We start from the raw sequence: 22,022 nt of genomic DNA, 5'->3' as shown, positions 1-22,022 counted from the left end.
GCAGAAATTACGTCATCAAGGCTCGCTAATCCATGACTTTACGTTGTTTTACACCCCCTGACGCATGTTTGCAGCCCGAATCGTAGACTGTATCTCGTTGAATCGCTACACAGACACAAACGTATTGGGAGTATGTGATGCGCAATGTTATAGCTGCCGTCATGGCCTCAACGCTGGCGTTAAGTGCATATAGCCAGGCCGCTGAAGTCGTTACCAGCGTTAACTGGCTCCCCGGAGACGACGGGGTGCAGCGCACCAGCCAGAGTCATATGTTTGACGGCATAAGTTTAACCGAACAGCAACGTCAGCAGTTACGAGATCTTATGCGACGGGCGCGCCACGACAGGCCACCCATTAATGTTAGCGAAATGGAGACAATGCATCGCCTTGTCACCGCAGAAAATTTTGATGAAAACGCTGTGCGCGCTCAGGCAGATAAGATGGCGCAGGAACAGGTTGCCCGCCAGATCGAAATGGCAAAAGTTCGCAACCAGATGTACCACCTGTTAACGCCAGAGCAGCAAGCGGTTCTCAATGCTAAACACCAGCAACGAATGGATCAGTTGCGTGAGGTTGCAAGGATGCAGAAAGGATCAGCAACCATGCTGTCGAGTAGTAGCAATACCGTGCAACCCCAGTAGTAAACCCTGTTTTCCTTGCCATAGACACCATCCCTGTCTTCCCCCACATGATGTGGGGGTTTTTTTTGCCTGTCACTCAGCAATATGACTTCTTCTCCTTGCGCCTCGTTGCGGCAAAAGTTCAGGTTATACTAAGCGCATCGCCGAAAAGGAGAGTTTATGAATCAATCTTATGGGCGGCTGGTGAGCCGGGCGGCTATTGCGGCGACGGTGATGGCCTCCACGTTACTTTTGATCAAGATTTTTGCGTGGTGGTATACCGGTTCTGTCAGTATTCTGGCTGCGCTTGTGGACTCGCTGGTGGATATTGCCGCCTCGTTAACCAACCTGCTGGTGGTGCGATATTCGCTGCAACCCGCTGATGAAGAACATACTTTTGGTCACGGCAAGGCGGAATCGCTGGCCGCGCTGGCGCAAAGTATGTTTATCTCTGGGTCGGCCCTGTTCCTGTTTTTGACCGGCATACAGCATCTGGCGCGTCCGGAGCCCATGCAGGCGGCAGGTATTGGCATGATCGTGACCCTGATTGCGCTGGTCAGCACGCTGGTGCTGGTCACTTTTCAGCGCTGGGTGGTGAGAAAAACGCAAAGTCAGGCGGTGCGAGCAGATATGCTTCATTATCAGTCTGATGTTATGATGAATGGCGCCATTCTGGTGGCGCTGGGCCTGTCCTGGTATGGCTGGCATCGTGCCGATGCGCTGTTTGCTCTCGGGATTGGCATCTATATTTTATATAGCGCGCTGCGTATGGGCTATGACGCTGTTCAGTCGTTATTAGACCGCGCACTTCCTGATGAGGAACGTCAGGACATTATCAATATCGTGACCGCATGGCCTGGCGTCAGCGGGGCGCACGATCTACGAACGCGGCAGTCAGGGCCGACTCGCTTTATTCAAATACATTTGGAAATGGAAGATAACCTCCCTCTGGTTCAGGCGCATGTGATTGCCGACCAGGTTGAGCAGGCGATTCTGCACCGTTTCCCGGGTTCTGATGTCATTATCCATCAAGACCCCTGCTCCGTCGTGCCGCTGGCACGCCAGGGCGTTTTTTGAGCGTTGAGTTATAGTCTGTAAATTCGATGTTAAAATGTGGGGCGGATCGGCATTATTTGTATAAATTACCGCCATTTGGTCTGACCTGAATCAATTCAGCCAGAAGCGTTTGATATACTATTGCAATTATCGTCGTGCTCTCCTGATCGAGGAGCGCTTCAGGCAACAGGATTATTTTTTGCTTCCTAAGTTCAGAGGTAGTCATGATTAAGAAAATCGGTGTATTGACAAGTGGCGGTGATGCGCCGGGCATGAACGCAGCAATTCGTGGCGTTGTGCGCGCAGCATTAACGGAAGGTCTGGAAGTTTTTGGAATCTATGACGGTTACCTCGGCCTGTATGAAGATCGCATGGTTCAGCTCGACCGCTATAGCGTTTCCGACATGATCAACCGTGGCGGTACTTTCCTGGGTTCAGCGCGTTTTCCTGAATTCCGCGAAGAGCATGTGCGTGCCGTAGCCCTTGAGAACATGAAAAAGCGTGGTCTGGATGCGCTGGTTGTTATTGGCGGTGACGGTTCCTACATGGGGGCGATGCGCCTGACCGAAATGGGCTTCCCGTGCATCGGTCTGCCTGGCACCATCGATAACGACATCAAAGGCACCGACTACACCATCGGTTTCTTCACCGCGCTGAGCACTGTAGTTGAAGCGATTGACCGTCTGCGTGATACCTCTTCTTCTCACCAGCGTATTTCTGTTGTTGAAGTGATGGGCCGCTACTGTGGCGACCTGACCCTGGCGGCGGCGATTTCCGGTGGCTGTGAGTTCATCATGGTTCCCGAAGTTGAATACACCCGCGATGACCTGGTGTCTGAAATCAAAGCCGGTATTGCAAAAGGTAAGAAACACGCCATCGTGGCGATCACTGAGCACATGTGCGACGTGGACGAACTGGCTCACTACATCGAGAAAGAAACCGGCCGTGAAACCCGTGCAACGGTACTGGGCCACATTCAGCGTGGTGGTTCTCCGGTTCCTTACGACCGTATCCTGGCTTCCCGCATGGGCGCCTACGCGATCGAACTGCTGCTGCAGGGCTTCGGTGGCCGCTGTGTCGGCATTCAGAACGAAAAACTGGTGCACCATGACATCATCGATGCTATCGAGAACATGAAGCGTCCGTTCAAAAACGACTGGCTGGATTGCGCGAAGAAACTGTACTAAGTTCTGGCGCGAGACAAACAAAAAGGCCTTCTCTCTGAGAAGGCCTTTTTTTATCGGGCGGGTTATTCGATATCCAGCGCATCCTCGGAAAGGATGATGCCGGTATTATCAGCATACAGATGGTCGCCGGAGAAGAAGGTCACGCCGCCGAAATTGACGCGAACGTCGCTTTCGCCGATGCCTTCGCCAGCGGCGCCAACAGGAATAGCGGCCAGCGCCTGGATGCCAATATCCAGATCTTCCAGGTCGTCAACCTGACGCACTGCGCCATAGACCACTAACCCTTCCCACTCGTTTTGTACGGCCAGACGCGCCAGGTCGGCGTCAATTAACGCACGGCGGACGGAGCCCCCGCCATCGATCAGTAAGATGTGACCACGGCCGTTCTGTTCGAGCATATCGTATAGCAACCCGTTATCCTCGAAACATTTCACCGTGATGATTTGTCCACCAAACGACGACCGCCCCCCAAAGTTGGAGAACAGAGGTTCCACTACGTTGACATCTTCCTGGTAGATGTCACAAAGCTCGGAAGTATCGTATTTCATAGGCTTAACGTTCAGTTGCTGCGAGAGTTTTTAGTATATCTCGCGAATCGTATTGTTGGCAAAATCATCAATTGTTAATTGATATTTGTCAGTTAACCCGCGAGCTTGCTGCAAACAATTCCAATGACAAACAGCAGGTTGGTTAACAGCGCGGCTTTGACCGTCCGTTCCAGCATTGGACGCATGGCGGCCGGCTCGCGCTCGCGCATCACAAATCGCGCCTGCTTCGCCAGCAGCGGCGTAGCGAGCATGAACAGCCAACCCCATAGGTTTTGTAGCGATATCAGATTAAACAGCGCCAGACACAGCGGAGCGCCGATAAGCAGGCTTGCGTGGTAGCGGCGGGCGTTGACCGGTCCCAGGCGTACCGCCAGGGTATTTTTGCCGTTCTCTCGGTCGCTATCGATATCGCGCAGATTATTGATATTCAGCACCGCAGCGGCTAACAGGCCACAGGCGGTGGCAGGCAGGAAAATGACGGCTTCAATGGTGTGGGCCTGTAGATACCAGCTCCCGGCGACGCTAAGCCAGCCAAAGAACAGCAGTACCGAAATATCGCCCAGGCCTATATAGCCGTAAGGACGGGTTCCGACGGTGTAGGTAATGGCGGCGATAATCGAAAGGCTGCCGAGCACCATAAAGCCAATAAAATCGGCCATCGTTTGCCAGGCGCAGAACAGCAGCGCCAGCCCGGAGAGGCAAATCAGCACCACGGTGGCGATCAGCGCGCGCTTCATTTGCGGCTGGGTGATAGCCCCTTTCTGCATGCCGCGCAGTGGTCCTAAACGGTCGGGTTTATCGCTGCCCTTCACGGCATCGCCATAATCGTTGGCGAGATTCGACAGTATTTGCAGCAATCCAGCGGTGATCAGCGCCAGTAGCGCGACCCAGGGATCGAAGTGCCCCTGATACCAGGCCAGCGTTGTGCCAACCACGATGGCGGAAAAGGCCAGAGGGAGTGTTTTTGGCCGCAGGCTTTCGAGCCAGGCCTGGGTGCGGGTTATTGGTTTTTCAGTCATAGGTTCCGGCCAATAAAAATGGGGCTATACCCGCCATCCTTCAAGCTGCCTCTTTGTTGGCTTCGCCTGCTCACCCCGGTCACTTACCTGAGTAAGCTCCCGGAGATTCTTTGCGTCGCCGCCTTCCTGCAACTCGAATTATGTTGGGTTTATATAGCCCCATCTATAGTGATGAAAATATATTGGACCGGATTATAGGATAAAACGGCTCAGATCTTCATCTGCCACCAGTACATCCAGATGTTTACCAACATATTCCGCATCAATCGTGATGCTCTGACCGTTCATTTCGCTGGCGTCGTAGGAGATATCTTCAATCAGACGCTCCAGCACGGTGTGCAGACGACGTGCACCGATGTTTTCGGTGGTTTCGTTCACCTGCCATGCTGCCTGTGCGATGCGCTTGATACCTTCCTGGGTAAACTCGATGTTAACCCCTTCGGTGGCCATCAGTGCTTTGTACTGCACGGTGATGGAGGCATTCGGCTCGGTCAGGATGCGTTCGAAATCTTCGGTAGTCAGCGCTTTCAGCTCAACGCGGATCGGCAGACGTCCCTGCAGTTCCGGGATCAGGTCAGACGGGCTGGCCACCTGGAATGCGCCGGAGGCGATAAACAGGATATGGTCGGTTTTGACCATGCCGTGTTTGGTTGAGACGGTGCAGCCTTCCACCAGCGGCAGCAGGTCACGCTGAACGCCTTCACGAGAGACATCCGGGCCAGAGCTGTTGCCACCACGCTTACAGATTTTGTCGATTTCGTCGATAAACACGATACCGTGCTGTTCAACGGCATCGATGGCATCCTGCTTCAGCTCTTCCGGGTTCACCAGTTTCGCCGCTTCTTCTTCAATCAGCAGCTTCATCGCGTCTTTGATTTTCAACTTACGCGGTTTTTGCTTCTGGCCACCGAGGTTCTGGAACATAGACTGCAGCTGGCTGGTCATCTCTTCCATGCCCGGAGGGGACATGATTTCAACGCCCATTGGCGCAGCGGCAAGATCGATCTCGATTTCTTTGTCGTCGAGCTGGCCTTCACGCAGTTTCTTACGGAATGCCTGGCGCGCCGCTGACGGCTCCTGAGGCTGTTCTGCCTGGCCCCAGTTATTTTTTGCCGGCGGGATCAGTACGTCGAGAATACGCTCTTCGGCCATCTCTTCGGCGCGATAGCGGTTTTTATCAATGGACTGCATGCGGACCATTTTGATCGCCGCATCGGTCAGATCGCGGATAATCGAATCCACTTCTTTACCGACATAGCCCACTTCGGTGAATTTCGTTGCTTCAACTTTGATGAACGGCGCGTTGGCCAGTTTCGCCAGACGACGAGCAATTTCGGTTTTACCGACGCCGGTCGGACCGATCATCAGAATGTTTTTCGGCGTGACTTCGTGGCGCAGTTCTTCGTTTAACTGCATACGGCGCCAGCGGTTACGCAGCGCGATAGCCACGGAACGCTTGGCTGCATCCTGACCGATAATGTGTTTGTCCAGTTCGCTGACAATTTCGCGTGGGGTCATTTCAGACATGGGAGATCCTTACGCTTTAGAGGCTAATTCTTCGATGGTGTGGAAATGGTTGGTATATATGCAGATATCACCTGCAATATTCAACGCCTTCTCTGCGATGTCGCGTGCGCCCATATCGGTGTTTTCCAGCAGAGCACGAGCCGCGGCCTGAGCGTAGGGGCCACCAGAACCGATAGCGATCAGATCGTTTTCGGGCTGCACCACGTCACCGTTACCGGTGATGATTAGCGAGGCGTTTTCATCCGCGACCGCCAGCAGGGCTTCCAGTTTGCGCAACATACGATCGGTACGCCAGTCTTTTGCCAGTTCCACGGCGGCCTTGACCAGGTGTCCCTGGTGCATTTCCAGTTTACGTTCAAACAGTTCGAACAGCGTGAAGGCATCAGCAGTGCCGCCGGCGAAGCCTGCGATCACTTTGTCGTTGTACAGGCGACGAACCTTTTTCACGTTACCTTTCATGACGGTATTGCCAAGCGTGGCCTGGCCATCACCGGCGATAACCACATGGCCGTTACGGCGAACACTTACTATTGTTGTCACGAGCAGACCCCTTGGTTACAAATGCGGAATAGGGGCCCCGCGGATGACGCGGGGCAGAATGCAATTATAGATGGGGGGGATTTTTAGGGTTTCAACCCCTGGCGGCAAGACGAATGCAGTTTGCATGCCCGGCCATCTTCAGGCGAGTGATCATATCGTTGGCGCTTTCTTTGCCTTTCAGCGGCCCAATCACCACGCGGTTCCAGCCATTGTTGGTGGTAATGCGTGAGGAGAACCCTTCAAATGCCAGCTGTGCGCGCACGGTTTCTGCCTGCTCAGCGCCTTTAAAGGAGCCGCACTGAATCATCCAGCTACGATCGTCTTTCTTCTCAGCCGGCGCTTTCTGCGCTTCTTCAACGCGAGCAACTGGCGCGGCGGCCTGGGTTTTAGGCTGCGACGTTGTATGCGCCGGCGTTTGTAGCAGGTCCTGATACGGCTGCTGGGTAGACGCGGTTTGCTTCGGCTGCTGCACCGGTTTTGGTTGCGCAGCTGGCTTTGGCTGTTCTGCTACTCGCTGTTGCGCACGCGGCTGTTGTACCGGCGCCTGCGTTTGCGTCTGCGCCCACTGCTGCTGGGCAACCTGTTGCTGCTGTTGCACCTGCTGCTGAGCCAGACGTTGGCGCTGCAGCGTTTGCTGGCGCTGGGCCTGGGTTTGTTCGTTCCACGGAACTTCAGTCAGCTGAGTTGGCTGCTGGCGCATATCCGCCTGCATTTGTGCCAGCAGCTGACGCTGTTCGTTGGTTAGCTGTTCGGGTTTCATCACTTCCCCGCCGGCCGTCGGTTCAGTAGGCGCACGTACGCCAGGCTGGCGACTTTCCAGCTCTTTGATATAGCGCCAGCGCTCTTCCGGCTTCGGCGGTAAGCCGTTTCCTGCAGCCTGACGGTTTTGCAGGGCTTCCGCTTCTTCTTTTTTATGGTGCGTGATGAAGTACAGCCCACCGATAAAGGCCACCAGCACTGCCGCCGCGATCGCAACCATCGTTGGTGAAACCGCCGCCAGGCTGCTCTGTTTGTTCCTTGAGCTTCGGGTATTACCCTTTTTGCGCCGCGAAGAAGCCGGTTGGCTGCGGCGTACATAATCTCGTTGTGCCACTATCGTTTCGCTGTCTTATTCGTTCGTCAGTCCGCCATGTTACTTAAGCGGCAAGGCTTTGACCAGAACCGGATGGTTATGCTCTGATTTTACGTGTACTGCCGCGAACGATCAGTTCGCAGTCCAGCAATCGTGAACCGCTGTTCACATTATGACCATGTAGCTGATCCAGTAGTAACAGCATCGCTTCGCGGCCGATATCAAAGCGCGGTTGCGCAACGGTCGTCAATGGCGGATCGCAAAATTCAGATAAAGAGATATTATCGAAACCCACAATCGACAGGTCGTCAGGCACTTTCAGGCCCCGGCGTTTTGCCAGCGACAGCGCGCCAAGCGCCATGATATCGCTGTGGCAGAAAACCGCGGTGGGCGGCACCGGGAGCGCCAGAAGCTGCTCCAGCGCGTTGGCACCGGCTTCATAGGTAAAATTACCGCGCGCAATATAATGCGGGTCGATAGTTATTCCACTGCGGCGCAGCGCCTGCACATAGCCCTGAAGCCGGTAATGGCACAGCGGCATCTCTTCCGGACCGGCGATACAGCCAATGCGCTGGTGTCCCAGTTCATGCAGATAATTAACAGCATTAAACGCCGCGGTGAGGTTATCGATATGCACCGTCGGCAGCTCCAGCTCCGGCGCAAACTCATTCGCCATGACCATCGGCGGTAGATTGCGTTGCTCTTCAACGCCAGCGTCGAAGGGCAGTCGTGAGCCGAGCAGCAGCATACCGTCGATCTGCTTGGTGATAATCAGGTCGATAAAGGTTTTTTCCTGGCGGTTCTGGTGAGCGCAGTCACCGATCAGCACCAGATATCCCTGTTCCGCCGCGGTGATCTCAATGCCTCGAATGATCTCGCTGAAAAAGGGATCGCAAATATCAGGCACGATGACCAGAATCGTACGCGATTCATTGCGTTTCATGTTACGCCCGAGCGACTGCGGCAAATAGCCGACTTCAAGCGCTGCCTGTTCCACCCGGTTACGGGTAGTCTGAGACACCTTATCGGGATTCATTAACGCTCGGGACACGGTTGCCGTGGAAACGTTTGCCTTCAGGGCGACGTCTTTCATCGTGGCGGCAACCACCTGTTTTTTGGGCTTCACCTGTTTTCTCCTCACTGACTCGTGCAGACACATCCCTTGTGCTCTGACATCAGCAACATTTTTAGCAGATAGTCGATGCAGAGAGTTACAGAATTTTCATGAAAAACGTGATGGTTGTTGAATTTTTTCGATCCGTCTCGCAAGAGAAGGCTTAACCTTCAATAGGATCGACATCCAGCACCCACTTTACCTTACGTGCTTCCGGCAGGGTGTTGATCAGCGCCAATGTCCCGCTGACAATATGCTGCAGGCGAACGCGCGACGGATGCTGGAGCAGGATCTGCCAGCGCCAGCGGCCTCCGCGTTTGGGGGCCAGCGCCGGTACAGGGCCAAGCACCCACAGTTTGTCATCGGCCAACGGGCTGGCCTGCAGCAAATTGCGCAACTGCTGCAGGAACAGTGGCGCCTGCTGATTGTTGTGATCTTCGGCACGAATAAGGACGTGGCTGGTCCACGGCGGCAGCTGCATGGTCTGACGTTCGGCCAGCGCCTGATCGGCAAAAGCGTCGTAACCCTGATACAGCAGCGTTTGCAGCAGCGGATGCTCCGGATGGTGCGTTTGCAGAATCACCTCGCCCTGTTTACCCGCGCGCCCGGCACGGCCAGAGACCTGGGTGTAGAGCTGGGCGAAGCGCTCGGCAGAACGGAAGTCGGCGGAAAACAGCGCGCCATCAACGTCCAGCAGAGACACCAGCGTCACGTCCGGGAAGTGGTGACCTTTTGCCAGCATCTGCGTGCCGATCAGGATACGCGCGCCGCCGCGGTGGATATCGGCGAGGTGCTGTTCGAGCGCGCCTTTACGGCTGGTGGTATCCCGGTCGACGCGGGAGATCGGAACGCCGGGAAACAGCGGCGCCAGCGCCTGCTCCAGCTGTTCGGTTCCCAGCCCGACGGGAACAAGGTGCGTCGACCCGCAAGAGGGACACTGACGCGGAATGGGGCGCTGACTGTCGCAGTGGTGACAGCGTAGGTGATGCTGGGCCTGGTGCAGAGTGTAATAGCTGTCGCAGCGCGGGCATTCCGCAATCCATCCACAATCGTGGCACAGCAGCGCAGGGGCAAAACCGCGGCGGTTTAAAAACAGGATCACCTGGTTATCGGCCTGCAGATGTTGCCGCATGCGGCTAATCAGGGCCGGAGATAGTCCCGCCTGCAGCTGTTGGCCTTTTAAATCCAGCACGTGCTGCTGAGCCGGACGCGCGTTGCCCGCTCGCTTGGTCAGCTTCAGCTGACGATACTTGCCCTGACGAACGTTATAGAGCGTCTCCAGCGCCGGCGTGGCGGAGCCCAGAATGATCGGGATTTGCTCGCTATGGGCGCGCCAGACCGCCAGGTCGCGGGCATGATAGCGCCAGCCTTCCTGCTGCTTATAGGAGCTATCGTGCTCCTCATCGATAACAATTACCCCGAGGTCTTTAAACGGCGTAAACAGCGACGAGCGCGTCCCGATGACGATAGCCGCCTCGCCATTTTTAGCCTTTAACCATGCAGAAAGACGCTCGCTGTCATTCAGCCCGGAGTGCAGCACCTCGACCGGCGCGTTAAAGCGCTGGCGGAAGCGGGCGATGGTTTGCGGCGTGAGGCCAATCTCCGGCACCATCACCAGCGCCTGACGGCCCTGTGCCAGCACGTTTTCCAGGACGCTGAGATAGACTTCCGTTTTGCCGGAACCGGTAATACCGGCCAGCAGCCAGGTTGAAAACCGGTCTGAAGCGCTATGAATGGCGCCCACGGCGGTGGCCTGTTCGGTATTCAGACGCAGCCGTTCGCCGGGAATGGAAAAATGGCTTCGCCAGTCGGTAAGGGCCGGGGTTTCGCTCGCCAGCTCACACAGCCCTTTGCCACGCAGCGCCTGCAGCGCCGCATCGTTAAACTCCAGCTCAGCGACCTGATAGCGCCATATTTTTCCCTGACGCAGCGCCGACAGCGCCTGCTGTTGCTTCGGCGAACGCTTGAGGCTGTTGATGTCGACGGCCTGCCCCTGTTCGGTGGCAAACCAGTACCACTGCGGCGCTGCGCTGGCCGGTTTACCCTGACGCAGCAGGATCGGTAGCGCGTGGAACAGCACATCGCCGATAGGGTGGTGATAATAATCGGCCGCCCATAGCAGCAGTCGCCAGACGGTAGATGAAAACACCGGTTCGCTATCCAGCGCTTCGGCAACCGGTTTTAGCTCATCTAACGGCAGTTCGCTGTGCTCGCTGATGGCGGTGACAATGCCGATCTTCTCCTGTTTGCCAAAGGGCACACGCACGCGACAGCCTGCTTTGACCGCCATGCCTTCAGGGAGGCGGTAGTCAAAAGTACGGGGCAGCGGAACGGGCAGGGCAACGTGGGCGACGGACATGTCATCTTCCTGACTTGAAATCTGGCCGCTTAGTATACACATTGTGATAAGGGCTCGCGGATCAGTTTGCATATGCTGGTCAAATTCTGTATGATTCGCCGCCTTTGGTGCGCTTCGTGCAGCATCAAACTAAACTTATTACCTGAAAGTTTCGCGCTGTGGTCAATGTGCCGGTAGCGTAGAAGGTGACGGGCAATTATTAACATCGCGTGGTGTCTGGCGTTAGGGCTGGAAGAGCGACGCGGCCTTAACTGAGGTTCTCCCATGAAAAAAGATATTCACCCGAAATACGAAGAAGTTACTGCTAACTGCTCTTGCGGTAACGTCATGAAAATCCGTTCTACCGTAGGTCACGACCTGAACCTCGACGTGTGCGGTAAATGCCACCCGTTCTACACTGGCAAGCAGCGTGACGTTGCTACCGGTGGCCGTGTTGACCGCTTCAACAAGCGCTTCAGCGTGCCGGGTACCAGCAAGTAATTTGCTGAAAGAAAAAGCCGCCTCAGGGCGGCTTTTTTTGTTTTTGTCGCCAGACCGTGCTGTAGTTGATGGCCGGTCAGCGACGTCAAAAAGGGCGGAGATAAACTCCGCCCTTTTTCATGCGCTTAGTATTCCCACGTATCCGGGTCGATGCCCATCTCACGCATAATCTGCTTCGCCGCTTCCGGGATCTCATCGCTGCGCTCTTTACGCAGGTCTTCATCGTTCGGCAACGGTTGACCGGTAAAGGCATGCAGGAACGCTTCACACAGCAGTTCGCTGTTGGTGGCATGCCGCAGGTTGTTCACCTGGCGACGCGTGCGTTCATCGGTGAGGATTTTTAACACCTTCAGAGGAATGGAAACCGTAATTTTTTTTACTTGCTCACTCTTCTTACCGTGCTCAGCGTATGGGCTGATATATTCGCCGCTCCATTCAGCCATGAGATACCTTAATCCTCTATTCATTAGTTAAGGACCAGAACGTCTTGTCTGGCCATAATTGCGCGTAGTTTACCGTAGCGGGGCGTGTCTGACATCTGATTAGCCCCTGCGGATGTGCGCCAATGCATATAATTTTAACGGCTATTCGCTTTTTGCTCAATCTATACGCAAAGAAGTTTAGATGTCCAGATGTATTGACGTCCATTGTGACAATGATTACTCTGGTGCCTGACTTTTCACCGATCCAGCCCAGGAACTGCCCAACATGACGCGTAAACAGGCCACCATCGCAGTGCGTAGCGGTTTAAATGACGACGAACAGTACGGTTGCGTTGTCCCGCCGATTCACCTTTCCAGTACCTACAACTTCACCGGCTTTAATGAACCTCGTGCCCATGACTATTCCCGTCGCGGCAACCCGACGCGTGATGTCGTGCAACGCGCACTGGCGGAGCTGGAAGGCGGCGCGGGTGCTGTGCTGACCAACACCGGTATGTCGGCTATTCTGCTGGTGACCACCGTGTTCCTGAAGCCTGGTGATGTGCTGGTAGCACCACATGACTGCTACGGCGGCAGCTATCGCTTATTTGATAGCCTGGCGAAACGCGGGTGCTATCGCGTGCTGTTTGTCGATCAGAATGATGAACAGGCGCTGAATGCGGCATTGGCTGAAAAACCGAAGCTGGTATTGGTCGAAAGCCCAAGTAATCCGTTGCTGCGGGTGGTGGATATTGCGAAAATCTGTTCGCTGGCTCGTGAAGCAGGTGCGGTAAGCGTGGTGGATAACACCTTCCTGAGCCCGGCGTTGCAAAACCCGCTGGCGCTGGGTGCCGATCTGGTACTGCATTCGTGCACCAAATACCTGAATGGCCACTCTGACGTGGTGGCGGGCGTGGTGATTGCCAAAGATCCGGCCCTTGTCACCGAACTGGCATGGTGGGCGAATAATATCGGCGTCACCGGCGGTGCATTCGATAGTTACTTGTTGCTACGTGGTTTGCGTACGCTCTCTCCGCGTATGGAAGTGGCGCAGCGCAATGCTCAGGCGATTGTCGACTATCTGAAAGCCCAGCCGTTGGTGAAAAAACTGTATCATCCGTCCCTGCCGGAAAATCAGGGGCATGAGATTGCTGCGCGTCAGCAAAAAGGTTTTGGCGCAATGTTAAGCTTTGAACTGGACGGGGATGAGCAGATGTTGCGTCGTTTTCTGAGCGGATTGTCGCTGTTTACGCTGGCCGAATCGCTGGGGGGCGTAGAAAGTCTGATTTCGCATGCCGCGACGATGACGCATGCAGGTATGTCGCCTGAAGCACGTGCGGCGGCTGGGATTTCAGAAACGCTTCTGCGTATTTCGACCGGTATTGAAGATGGTGAAGATTTAATTGCCGACCTGGAAAATGGCTTCCGGGCAGCAAACGAGGAATAAACATGAGTGTGAATGCGCAGGCAGGGGCGAAGGGTCGTCAGCTGCACAAATTTGGTGGGAGTAGTTTAGCGGATGCGAAATGTTACCTGCGCGTCGCGGGGATCATGACGGAATACTCGCAGGCGGGTGACATGATGGTTGTCTCCGCCGCGGGTAGCACCACCAACCAGCTGATTAGCTGGCTGAAACTCAGCCAGACCGATCGCCTTTCTGCGCATCAGGTGCAGCAGTCGCTGCGCCGTTATCATATGGAGCTGATCGCCAGCCTGCTGCCAGCAGATGCTGCCGATACGCTGATCGCCACTTTTATTCACGATCTCGAGCGCCTTGCCGGCTTGCTTGACAGCGGCGTGACCGATGCGGTCTACGCCGAAGTGGTTGGTCACGGGGAAGTCTGGTCCGCACGCCTGATGGCGGCAGTCCTGAACCATTTAGGGCAGGAGGCGGCCTGGCTCGATGCCCGCAGCTTCCTGCGTGCCGAACGCGGCGCCCAGCCGCAGGTGGATGAAGGCCTGTCCTACCCGTTGTTGCAGCAACTGATGGCGCAACACCCGAACAAACGCCTGGTGGTGACCGGTTTTATCTCGCGTAACAACGCGGGAGAGACGGTTCTGCTGGGGCGCAACGGCTCCGACTATTCCGCGACCCAGATTGGCGCGCTGGCCGGGGCCTCGCGCGTCACGATCTGGAGTGACGTGGCCGGGGTCTACAGTGCCGACCCGCGTAAGGTAAAAGATGCCTGCCTGTTGCCGCTGCTGCGCCTGGATGAAGCCAGTGAGCTGGCACGTCTGGCCGCGCCAGTGCTGCATGCCCGTACTCTGCAGCCGGTATCCGGTAGCGATATCGATCTGCAATTGCGCTGTAGCTATAACCCTGAACAGGGCTCCACGCGCATTGAACGTGTGCTGGCCTCCGGGACCGGCGCACGTATTGTGACCAGCCACGATGATGTGTGCCTGATTGAGTTCCAGGTGCCTGCGGGCCAGGATTTCAAGCTGGCGCATAAAGAGCTGGATCTTATCTTTAAACGCGCCCAGCTGCGCCCGCTGGCGGTCGGCGTTCATGCCGACCGTAAGCTGCTGCAGTTCTGCTATACCTCGGAAGTCGCCGACAGCGCGCTGCGCCTGCTCGACGAAGCCGGTCTTCCGGGCGAGCTGCGTCTGCGTCAGAAGCTGGCGCTGGTGGCGATGGTGGGGGCTGGCGTCAGCCGTAACCCACTGCACTGTCACCGTTTCTGGCAGCAGCTGAAAGGGCAGCCGGTTGAGTTTACCTGGCAGTCCGAAGAGGGCATCAGCCTGGTCGCGGTGCTGCGTGCTGGTCCGACGGAAAGCCTGATTCAGGGGCTGCACCAGTCGCTGTTCCGTGCCGAGAAACGCATTGGCCTGGTGCTGTTTGGCAAAGGCAACATTGGTTCGCGCTGGCTGGAGCTGTTCGCTCGCGAACAAACCACGCTTTCCGCGCGCACCGGTTTTGAATTTATTCTCGCCGGGGTGGTGGACAGCCGCCGCAGCCTGCTGAACTACGAAGGCCTGGACGCCAGCCGCGCATTGGCCTTCTTCAACGACGAGGCCGTCGCCCAGGATGAAGAGTCGCTGTTCTTGTGGATGCGTGCCCACCCGTACGATGATTTAGTGGTGCTGGACGTAACCGCCAGCGAGCAACTGGCCGATCAATACCTGGATTTCGCCAGCCATGGCTTCCACGTGATCAGCGCCAATAAACTGGCGGGCGCCAGCAGCAGCGATAAATACCGTCAGATCCACGATGCGTTCGAGAAAACCGGTCGTCACTGGCTGTACAACGCCACCGTAGGCGCGGGCCTGCCTGTGAACCACACGGTGCGCGATCTGATCGATAGCGGCGATACCATCCTGGCGCTGAGCGGCATTTTCTCCGGCACGCTCTCCTGGCTGTTCCTGCAGTTTGATGGCACCGTGCCGTTCACCGACCTGGTCGATCAGGCGTGGCAGCAAGGGCTGACGGAGCCGGACCCGCGCGTTGACCTGGCGGGGAAAGACGTTATGCGTAAACTGGTGATCCTCGCGCGTGAGGCCGGGTATGACATCGAGCCGGATCAGGTTCGTGTGGAATCGCTGGTGCCTGCGCACTGCGAAGAGGGCTCTGTCGATCACTTCTTCGAGAATGGTGAAGAGCTGAACGAGCAGATGCTGCAGCGTCTGGAAGCGGCCCGTGAAATGGGGCTGGTTCTGCGCTACGTGGCGCGTTTTGATGCCAACGGCAAAGCACGAGTCGGCGTGGAAGCGGTACGTGAGGAGCACCCTCTGGCGGCGCTGCTGCCGTGCGACAACGTGTTTGCGATCGAGAGCCGCTGGTACCGCGATAACCCGCTGGTGATCCGCGGCCCGGGTGCCGGCCGCGATGTGACCGCTGGCGCCATTCAGTCGGACATCAACCGTCTGGCGCAGCTGCTGTAATTCAACCCTGTCACGAGACCAGGCGTTGCTCTGGTCTCGTGACATCAGCGTGCAGCGAACACCTCTTTGGCGGCAAACAGGCCATTCAGCGCCGCGGGGAACCCCGCATATACCGCCATCTGCATGATCACTTCGAGAATTTCTTCCTGCGACAAACCCACGTGTAACCCGGCGGCAATGTGCACTTTGAGCTGCGGGGCGGCGTTGCCCAGCGCGGTAAGCGCGGCAATGGTGGCGATTTCACGGCTGCGCAAATCCAGCCCCGGACGGGCGTAGATATCGCCGAACGGGAACTCAATCAGATAGCGGGCAAAGTCCGGGGCGATAGCCTGCAGGCTGGCTACGACGGCATCGCCGCCCTTACCATCAACGCGCTGCAGCATCTCAAGGCCGGTAGTATAACGTTCTGATGTCATGATCTTTCCTCATAGAGATAATGTGCTGTAAGGAGAGTAGAGGCATCGGGAAGCGTTGAGTAATACCCTTTTCGTGATACCTTTCCGGTATGACAAATTCGCGCTTATCTACTCTGGACATGCGGCTGCTGCGTTATTTCGCGGTGGTGGCGGAAGAGAACAACATTAGTCGGGCAGCGCAGCGGTTGTTTATTTCACAGCCGCCGCTGAGCCGGCATATCCGCCAGCTGGAAATGCTGCTGGGGGTGACGCTGTTTGTCCGTCACACCAAAGGACTGATACTGACCGCAGAAGGCGAGCGGGTGCTGGAGACGATCCGGCCGTTGCTGGCGCTGCAGGAGCAGACGCTGAGCGCGTTAAGCCAGCTCTCCCGCGACCGCCAGCAGCCGTTACGACTGGGGCTGACCACCGCGTTTGAACAGGGGATCTTTGCGCCGCTGGAATCGGCCCTGAGCGGTCACGTCAGCGCCCTGCACCTCAGCCGACAGGCTTCACCGGCCCTCGCTCAACAGGTGCGCAGAGGCAAGCTGAACGCCGCGCTGGTGGCGTTGCCGCTGGATGCCGACGGCTTAACGTTTTCGCCGCTGCCCTATGATGAACCGCTGATTGCGGCATTGCCGGCTTCATGGCCGCAAGCCGCCATGGTCCAGTTGACCTTAAACGCCCTGAACCATCGACCGCTGTTCTGGTTCAAGCGGGAGCGTAATCCGGCGTTTTTTGACCAGACCCGGCGCATCTTTGAACGTGCTGGCTTTACCCCAACCTACGTTGAAGAGCCTGCCGAGCATGATGTCCTGCTGGCGCGTATTGCGCGTGGCGAAGGGATGATTCTGCTGCCCGCCTCATTTGCGGCTATTCAGCGTCAGGGGGTGGTGTTCCAGACGCTGGAGGAGGCCCGTCTGCATCTGACGCTGGGATTATTAACCCGGCCGGAAGATGACGCGTTGCGCGACTGGCTGCTGCCGTTAATTGAAGAATCATTAACTTAGCGTCGGGTGACATGAATTAATCTCATCTTCGCTGAATATTCCTCACTGTTTACGCTGATTTTTCTATTGACGCCTGCCCGCTTTTCCGTCATTTTTACATCTGGACGTCTAAACGTATAGAAGTTCGCAACACAACAAACAATAAAATGCGATTGATGAGGTAAGGTATGAGCTTTTTTCACGCCAATCAGCGGGAAGCGCTGAATCAGAGCCTGGCAGAAGTGCAGGGCCAGATTAATGTGTCTTTTGAATTCTTCCCGCCGCGCACCAGTGAAATGGAGCAAACCCTGTGGAAGTCCATCGATCGCTTAAGCAGCCTGAAGCCGAAGTTTGTGTCGGTGACCTACGGCGCGAACTCCGGCGAGCGCGACCGTACCCACAGCATCATCAAAGGCATTAAAGAGCGTACTGGTCTGGAAGCAGCACCGCATCTGACCTGTATCGACGCCAGCCGCGACGAGCTGCGCGCCATTGCCCAGGACTACTGGAACAACGGCATTCGTCATATTGTCGCCCTGCGCGGTGACTTACCGCCGGGTAGCGGCAAGCCGGATATGTACGCCGCCGATCTGGTGACGCTGCTGAAAGAGGTGGGCGATTTTGATATCTCCGTGGCGGCCTATCCTGAAGTGCACCCCGAGGCCAAAAGCGCGCAGGCGGATCTGCTGAATCTGAAGCGTAAGGTCGATGCGGGCGCCAACCGGGCAATCACCCAGTTTTTCTTCGATGTTGAAAGCTATCTGCGTTTTCGCGATCGCTGCGTGTCGGCCGGCATTGATGTCGAAATTATTCCCGGGATCCTGCCGGTCTCTAACTTCAAACAGGCGAAGAAGTTTGCCGACATGACCAACGTGCGCATCCCTACCTGGATGTCGAAAATGTTTGAAGGCCTGGATAACGATGCGGAAACCCGCCAGCTGGTCGGGGCGAACATCGCCATGGACATGGTGAAGATTTTAAGCCGGGAAGGGGTGAAGGATTTCCACTTCTACACGCTGAACCGTGCCGAGATGAGCTACGCGATTTGCCACACGCTGGGCGTGCGCCCGGCGGTATAAAACGATGGCCCTCAATGAGGGCCATGTTGTTTTTTATTCCCACTCATGCAGAAAACGTTGGCCGTACTGATCGGCGACCAACAGCGCGGCGTAGACCTGATCGGCCGTCGCGCCGCCAGGCATATTGTGGATGGTTTCGCCCTCTGCGCAGGCGGCTTCCGCCACGGCGCGCATCTTGCCTGGAATATCCCCTTTAATATTCAACTGCGCCAGGGTGATCGGCAGGCCGACGCTGTGGCACAGAGCGGCAACGGTTTCGATCTCTTCCACCGGGGCATTTTCCAGCACCAGCTGGGTCAGCGTACCGAAAGCGACTTTTTCACCGTGATAGAAATGGTGGGCATCCGCCAGCACCGTTAGCCCGTTATGGATGGCGTGCGCCGCGGCCAGACCGCCGCTTTCAAAGCCCACGCCGCTCAGATAGGTGTTGGCTTCAATCACTTTCTCCAGCGCCGGCGTGACAACATGTTGCTCCGCCGCCAGCATCGCTTTTTCACCTTCCTCAATCAGCGTGTTGTAGCACAGTTCGGCCAGCGCCAGCGCGGCCTGAGTGCACTGACCTCCCGCCATGGTCGTGGCGCCGCTGCGTGAACAGGCGCGCGCTTCAAACCAGGTCGCTAACGCATCGCCGATACCGGCTGCCAGCAGGCGCGGTGGCGCACCGGCAACGATCTGCGTATCGACAATGACCATATTCGGGTTGCGTGGCAGCATCAGATAGCTGTCAAACTCCCCTTCATCGGTATAGAGAACCGAGAGGGCGCTACAGGGGGCATCCGTTGAGGCAATGGTCGGGGCAATCACCACCGGAAGGTGCATAAAGTGAGCCAATGCTTTTGCAGTATCCAGCGTTTTACCGCCGCCGATACCCAGCACGGCATGACAGTTGGCTGAACTGGCAATGTCCTGCAAACGGTTGATTTCATTGCGTGAGCACTCGCCGCCAAACGGGACAATTTCGGCCACCAGGCCGGCGTCTGTCAGGCTTTTGCGCAGTTTTTCTTCGGCAAAACCCAGTACAAACTTGTCGCCCACAATCAGCCAGCGTTCGGCCAGTGGTTTGAGGTATTCGCCAAGGCGGGTGATGGCGTTCGCGCCCTGAATGTATTTGCCCGGGGATTGAATAATGTGATCCATTTCTTTTCCTCCTGGATGATCGTGGCGCCGCCCTTTGTCGGCGCGCCGATCGGGTTACAGGTTCAGATTTCCAAAAGCGTTATTCCAGTCTTGCTCAAACTTCTCTATGGCTGACTCTACCGCGGGGGTGCCAAGCATTTGTTGCGCTACGTCTAAAGGAAGGGTGATAGCTTCGCAGCCCGCTAACAGACAATCCAGCGCCTGGCGTGGGGTTTTAAAGCTGGCGGCCAGCACTTTGCTCTCTGGCGCATGGAGCTCCAGCAGGGATTGCAGCTCCTGCACCATGCGGATGCCGTCACCGCCCTGGGCATCGACGCGATTGACGTAAGGGGCGACATATTTTGCGCCTGCCAGCGCGGCCAATAGCCCCTGGGAGGCGCTATAGACCGCGGTGCCCAGAGTCGGGATACCTTCTTTCTTCAGCAGCTTGATCGCGGCGAGGCCCTCGGCGGTAACCGGGATCTTAACCACAATTCCCGGGACGGCATTGCTCAGGCGTTTGGCTTCCGCCACCATGCCTTCGGCATCGCGGCTCATGGTCTGGGCAAACAGCGTTCCCTCTGGCCCGACGGCTTTTTGCAGGCGCGGGAGTACCTCCCAGACCGGCGTTTTGCCGGCGGCGATAATGCTGGGGTTGGTGGTGACGCCAGCCAGGGGATAGATGCGTGCCAGGCGTTCAACTTCTGCTACGTTTGCGGTGTCCAGATAGAGTTCCATAGCCTTTCCTCGATGCTCAATTCAGTGATGTTGAGATAAGGATACGGCTTCTCACCGGCGGGTCGCCAGATGACAAATTTGCCAAAAACTGGATAAATGTACGCATTGCGGTTAAGGATGATTTAGATCACGTTTCTCCCGTGATACCTGATGAACCTGGGCAGGTTAATCAGCGAAATATGAAGAAATACTTACAAAAATCTAGTTTTTACTGGATTTCTTTTTCTGTTAGCTGGCTGTGGTACTGACGGCGATACTCGGAGGGCGAGCGTTCGGTATTTTTACGAAACAGGCGGCAGAAATAGTTGCTGTCGGCAAAGCCGCAGGCGTGGGCGACATCTTTGACCTTCATGTCATGGCCCTTTAGCAGCATCCTGGCCTGTTCGAGCCGGACGTGATTCAGGTACTCGTTAAACCCCATTGGCCCGCATTTCTGGAACAGGTGGGAGAGATAGTTTGGCGAGAGATAAAATTCCTGCGCGACCGCTTCGCGGGTTAACGGCTCGGCAAAGTGGGCCTCGATATACTGACGGATCGCCTCAAACAGCGCCTGGCTGCGGGACGCGGTTTGTACCTGGCTGCCGAGGAGATCGGCGCAGTGGCTCAGCAGGCTGATAACAATGCAGCGCGTCGTGCGCTGTTCCTGGGGTTGCATCAGCATCTCGTTGAGTGCCTGTAGCAGGAAGGAGCCGGTACGAGGGCCGCGGCGCGGAACCTGCAGCTTTTCCTCAATCTGCAGATGGCTACCGTCCCAGCGCTGTAGAGTAAATACCAGCTGCTGCTTGCCAAATACGATGCTCAGGGTGCGACAGGGCGAGCTCCACTGGGGAAAATGCCATCCTCCGGCGGGGATATACAGCGCGTCATACCGGGCAAGTATTGGCGGATCGGCCTTTACACCAGGATCGTACAGCTGGCCTTCAAGCATGATTTCAAGACGTGAAAAATCAGCCTTCTGTACTTCATCGGCAAGCGGGTGGTGGGTGCTGGCAAAGCGGATCTGCTGGATCGCCGCCGGACCGGTGATTAACGCGTCGATGAGTTGATTGAGATCGGTATCCATACTTGCTCCATACAAGGCGCCTCGTATTTATCATACCGGACAGAGCAGAAAGGGTAAAAGCCGGTGCAGGATAGCGGGAGAACGATGTTGCACGATATGTGTGATATGTTATATCGTAACATATCGTTGCAAGCGTTAACTCAGGAGAATGTAATGACCACAAAGATGTCTGCCCTTGCGTTGGGCGTTGGCCTGCTATTGGCCAGCGCTCAGACCTTTGCTCACGGCAATCATAGCCATGGACCCGCGTTAACCGAGGCGGAGATAAAAGCAAGCGAGGGCATTTTTGCCGATGGGGATGTGAAGGATCGCTCGTTAAGCGATTGGGACGGGATCTGGCAGTCGGTGAACCCTTATCTGCTCAATGGTGATTTGGATCCGGTGCTGGAGCAAAAAGCCAAAAAAGCGGGCGATAAGAGCGTGGCCGAGTATCGGGAATATTATAAGAAAGGCTATGCCACCGACGTTGACCAGATTGGGATTGAGGACAACGTGATGGAGTTCCACATTGGCAAAACGGTCAATACCTGCCAGTACGCCTATGCCGGCAAGAAGATCCTGACTTATGCCTCCGGTAAGAAGGGCGTGCGCTATCTGTTTGAATGCCAGCAGGCTGATTCAAAAGCACCGAAATTTGTGCAGTTCAGCGATCATATTATCGGCCCACGCAAATCGCAGCACTTCCACATCTTTATGGGTAATGAATCGCAGGAGGCGCTGCTGAAAGAGATGGATAACTGGCCGACCTATTATCCGTATGCCCTGCACAAAGAACAGATCGTCGACGAGATGCTGCACCATTAATGAAAAAAGCCA

21 protein-coding genes are annotated in these 22,022 nt (G+C 56.2%); 9 read left to right on the top strand and 12 right to left on the bottom strand.

The window, feature by feature from the left end:
* Positions 1-137: 137 nt before the first annotated feature.
* The 3 genes from cpxP (at position 138) to pfkA (ending at position 2,863) form a co-directional block, all read left to right on the top strand.
* Positions 138-641, top strand: coding sequence for a cell-envelope stress modulator CpxP (gene cpxP / locus EDF82_RS24205; protein ID WP_123758014.1), 504 nt, complete (start codon positions 138-140; stop codon positions 639-641).
* 159 nt (positions 642-800) lie between these two features.
* Positions 801-1,697: a CDF family cation-efflux transporter FieF gene (gene fieF / locus EDF82_RS24200; protein WP_123758013.1), complete on the top strand. Its 897-nt coding sequence runs from the start codon at positions 801-803 to the stop codon at positions 1,695-1,697.
* Between the two features lie 203 nt (positions 1,698-1,900).
* Complete coding sequence (gene pfkA, locus EDF82_RS24195) at positions 1,901-2,863, top strand: 6-phosphofructokinase (protein WP_123758012.1); 963 nt, start codon at positions 1,901-1,903, stop codon at positions 2,861-2,863.
* Between the two features lie 62 nt (positions 2,864-2,925).
* Here the strand turns inward: pfkA and rraA are convergent, their stop codons facing one another.
* The 7 genes from rraA to priA all read right to left on the bottom strand — a co-directional run bounded on the left by rraA (position 2,926) and on the right by priA (position 11,042).
* Positions 2,926-3,411, bottom strand: coding sequence for a ribonuclease E activity regulator RraA (gene rraA, locus EDF82_RS24190; RefSeq protein ID WP_123758011.1), 486 nt, complete (start codon positions 3,409-3,411; stop codon positions 2,926-2,928).
* A 92-nt stretch (positions 3,412-3,503) separates the two neighbouring features.
* A complete protein-coding gene (menA, locus tag EDF82_RS24185) occupies positions 3,504-4,430 on the bottom strand; it encodes a 1,4-dihydroxy-2-naphthoate polyprenyltransferase (protein ID WP_123758010.1) in 927 nt (308 codons plus the stop codon).
* 192 nt (positions 4,431-4,622) lie between these two features.
* Positions 4,623-5,957 (bottom strand): HslU--HslV peptidase ATPase subunit, encoded by a 1,335-nt coding sequence (hslU, locus tag EDF82_RS24180; protein WP_123758009.1) that lies wholly within the window; start codon positions 5,955-5,957, stop codon positions 4,623-4,625.
* A gap of 9 nt (positions 5,958-5,966) precedes the next feature.
* On the bottom strand, positions 5,967-6,497 hold the full coding sequence (gene hslV / locus EDF82_RS24175; protein WP_095105382.1) for an ATP-dependent protease subunit HslV: 531 nt from the start codon (positions 6,495-6,497) through the stop codon (positions 5,967-5,969).
* A gap of 91 nt (positions 6,498-6,588) precedes the next feature.
* The gene (ftsN, locus tag EDF82_RS24170) at positions 6,589-7,590 is read right to left on the bottom strand and encodes a cell division protein FtsN (RefSeq protein ID WP_123758008.1); all 1,002 of its coding nucleotides are present in this window, start codon (positions 7,588-7,590) and stop codon (positions 6,589-6,591) included.
* A gap of 76 nt (positions 7,591-7,666) precedes the next feature.
* Positions 7,667-8,695: a DNA-binding transcriptional regulator CytR gene (gene cytR, locus EDF82_RS24165; RefSeq protein ID WP_123758007.1), complete on the bottom strand. Its 1,029-nt coding sequence runs from the start codon at positions 8,693-8,695 to the stop codon at positions 7,667-7,669.
* 151 nt (positions 8,696-8,846) lie between these two features.
* Positions 8,847-11,042, bottom strand: a complete 2,196-nt coding sequence (gene priA, locus EDF82_RS24160; protein WP_123758006.1) for a primosomal protein N' — start codon at positions 11,040-11,042, stop codon at positions 8,847-8,849.
* A 264-nt stretch (positions 11,043-11,306) separates the two neighbouring features.
* On the opposite strand from priA, the gene rpmE reads away from it, so the two are divergent.
* Positions 11,307-11,522, top strand: a complete 216-nt coding sequence (gene rpmE, locus EDF82_RS24155) for a 50S ribosomal protein L31 (RefSeq protein ID WP_045853658.1) — start codon at positions 11,307-11,309, stop codon at positions 11,520-11,522.
* Positions 11,523-11,647: 125 nt separating this feature from the next.
* Here the strand turns inward: rpmE and metJ are convergent, their stop codons facing one another.
* Positions 11,648-11,965, bottom strand: coding sequence for a met regulon transcriptional regulator MetJ (metJ, locus tag EDF82_RS24150; RefSeq protein ID WP_004869405.1), 318 nt, complete (start codon positions 11,963-11,965; stop codon positions 11,648-11,650).
* 265 nt (positions 11,966-12,230) lie between these two features.
* On the opposite strand from metJ, the gene metB reads away from it, so the two are divergent.
* Both metB and EDF82_RS24140 read left to right on the top strand, forming a co-directional pair.
* Positions 12,231-13,391, top strand: a complete 1,161-nt coding sequence (gene metB / locus EDF82_RS24145; protein ID WP_123758005.1) for a cystathionine gamma-synthase — start codon at positions 12,231-12,233, stop codon at positions 13,389-13,391.
* Positions 13,392-13,393: 2 nt separating this feature from the next.
* Positions 13,394-15,826, top strand: coding sequence for a bifunctional aspartate kinase/homoserine dehydrogenase II (locus EDF82_RS24140; RefSeq protein WP_123758004.1), 2,433 nt, complete (start codon positions 13,394-13,396; stop codon positions 15,824-15,826).
* A 44-nt stretch (positions 15,827-15,870) separates the two neighbouring features.
* Here the strand turns inward: EDF82_RS24140 and EDF82_RS24135 are convergent, their stop codons facing one another.
* Positions 15,871-16,242, bottom strand: a complete 372-nt coding sequence (locus EDF82_RS24135) for a carboxymuconolactone decarboxylase family protein (protein ID WP_123758003.1) — start codon at positions 16,240-16,242, stop codon at positions 15,871-15,873.
* 89 nt (positions 16,243-16,331) lie between these two features.
* On the opposite strand from EDF82_RS24135, the gene EDF82_RS24130 reads away from it, so the two are divergent.
* Both EDF82_RS24130 and metF read left to right on the top strand, forming a co-directional pair.
* Positions 16,332-17,231: a LysR family transcriptional regulator gene (locus tag EDF82_RS24130; protein WP_123758002.1), complete on the top strand. Its 900-nt coding sequence runs from the start codon at positions 16,332-16,334 to the stop codon at positions 17,229-17,231.
* Positions 17,232-17,398: 167 nt separating this feature from the next.
* Positions 17,399-18,289 (top strand): methylenetetrahydrofolate reductase, encoded by an 891-nt coding sequence (metF, locus tag EDF82_RS24125; protein ID WP_123758001.1) that lies wholly within the window; start codon positions 17,399-17,401, stop codon positions 18,287-18,289.
* 33 nt (positions 18,290-18,322) lie between these two features.
* Here the strand turns inward: metF and EDF82_RS24120 are convergent, their stop codons facing one another.
* From EDF82_RS24120 to EDF82_RS24110, 3 genes are all read right to left on the bottom strand, one after another.
* The gene (locus tag EDF82_RS24120) at positions 18,323-19,426 is read right to left on the bottom strand and encodes a glycerol dehydrogenase (RefSeq protein ID WP_123758000.1); all 1,104 of its coding nucleotides are present in this window, start codon (positions 19,424-19,426) and stop codon (positions 18,323-18,325) included.
* A gap of 54 nt (positions 19,427-19,480) precedes the next feature.
* Positions 19,481-20,143 carry a fructose-6-phosphate aldolase gene (gene fsa, locus EDF82_RS24115; protein WP_123757999.1) on the bottom strand — a complete coding sequence of 221 codons (663 nt, stop codon included), beginning with the start codon at positions 20,141-20,143 and terminating at the stop codon, positions 19,481-19,483.
* Positions 20,144-20,351: 208 nt separating this feature from the next.
* A complete protein-coding gene (locus tag EDF82_RS24110) occupies positions 20,352-21,206 on the bottom strand; it encodes an AraC family transcriptional regulator (RefSeq protein ID WP_123757998.1) in 855 nt (284 codons plus the stop codon).
* 153 nt (positions 21,207-21,359) lie between these two features.
* Here EDF82_RS24110 and zinT point away from each other — a divergent pair, with 153 nt between their 5' ends.
* The gene (zinT, locus tag EDF82_RS24105; protein ID WP_123757997.1) at positions 21,360-22,010 is read left to right on the top strand and encodes a metal-binding protein ZinT; all 651 of its coding nucleotides are present in this window, start codon (positions 21,360-21,362) and stop codon (positions 22,008-22,010) included.
* Positions 22,011-22,022 lie beyond the last annotated feature (12 nt).

The organism is Klebsiella sp. BIGb0399 (assembly GCF_003752615.1).
Classification (GTDB): Bacteria; Pseudomonadota; Gammaproteobacteria; order Enterobacterales; family Enterobacteriaceae; genus Klebsiella; species Klebsiella lignicola.
This window is presented reverse-complemented; position numbering and strand designations above follow the sequence as displayed.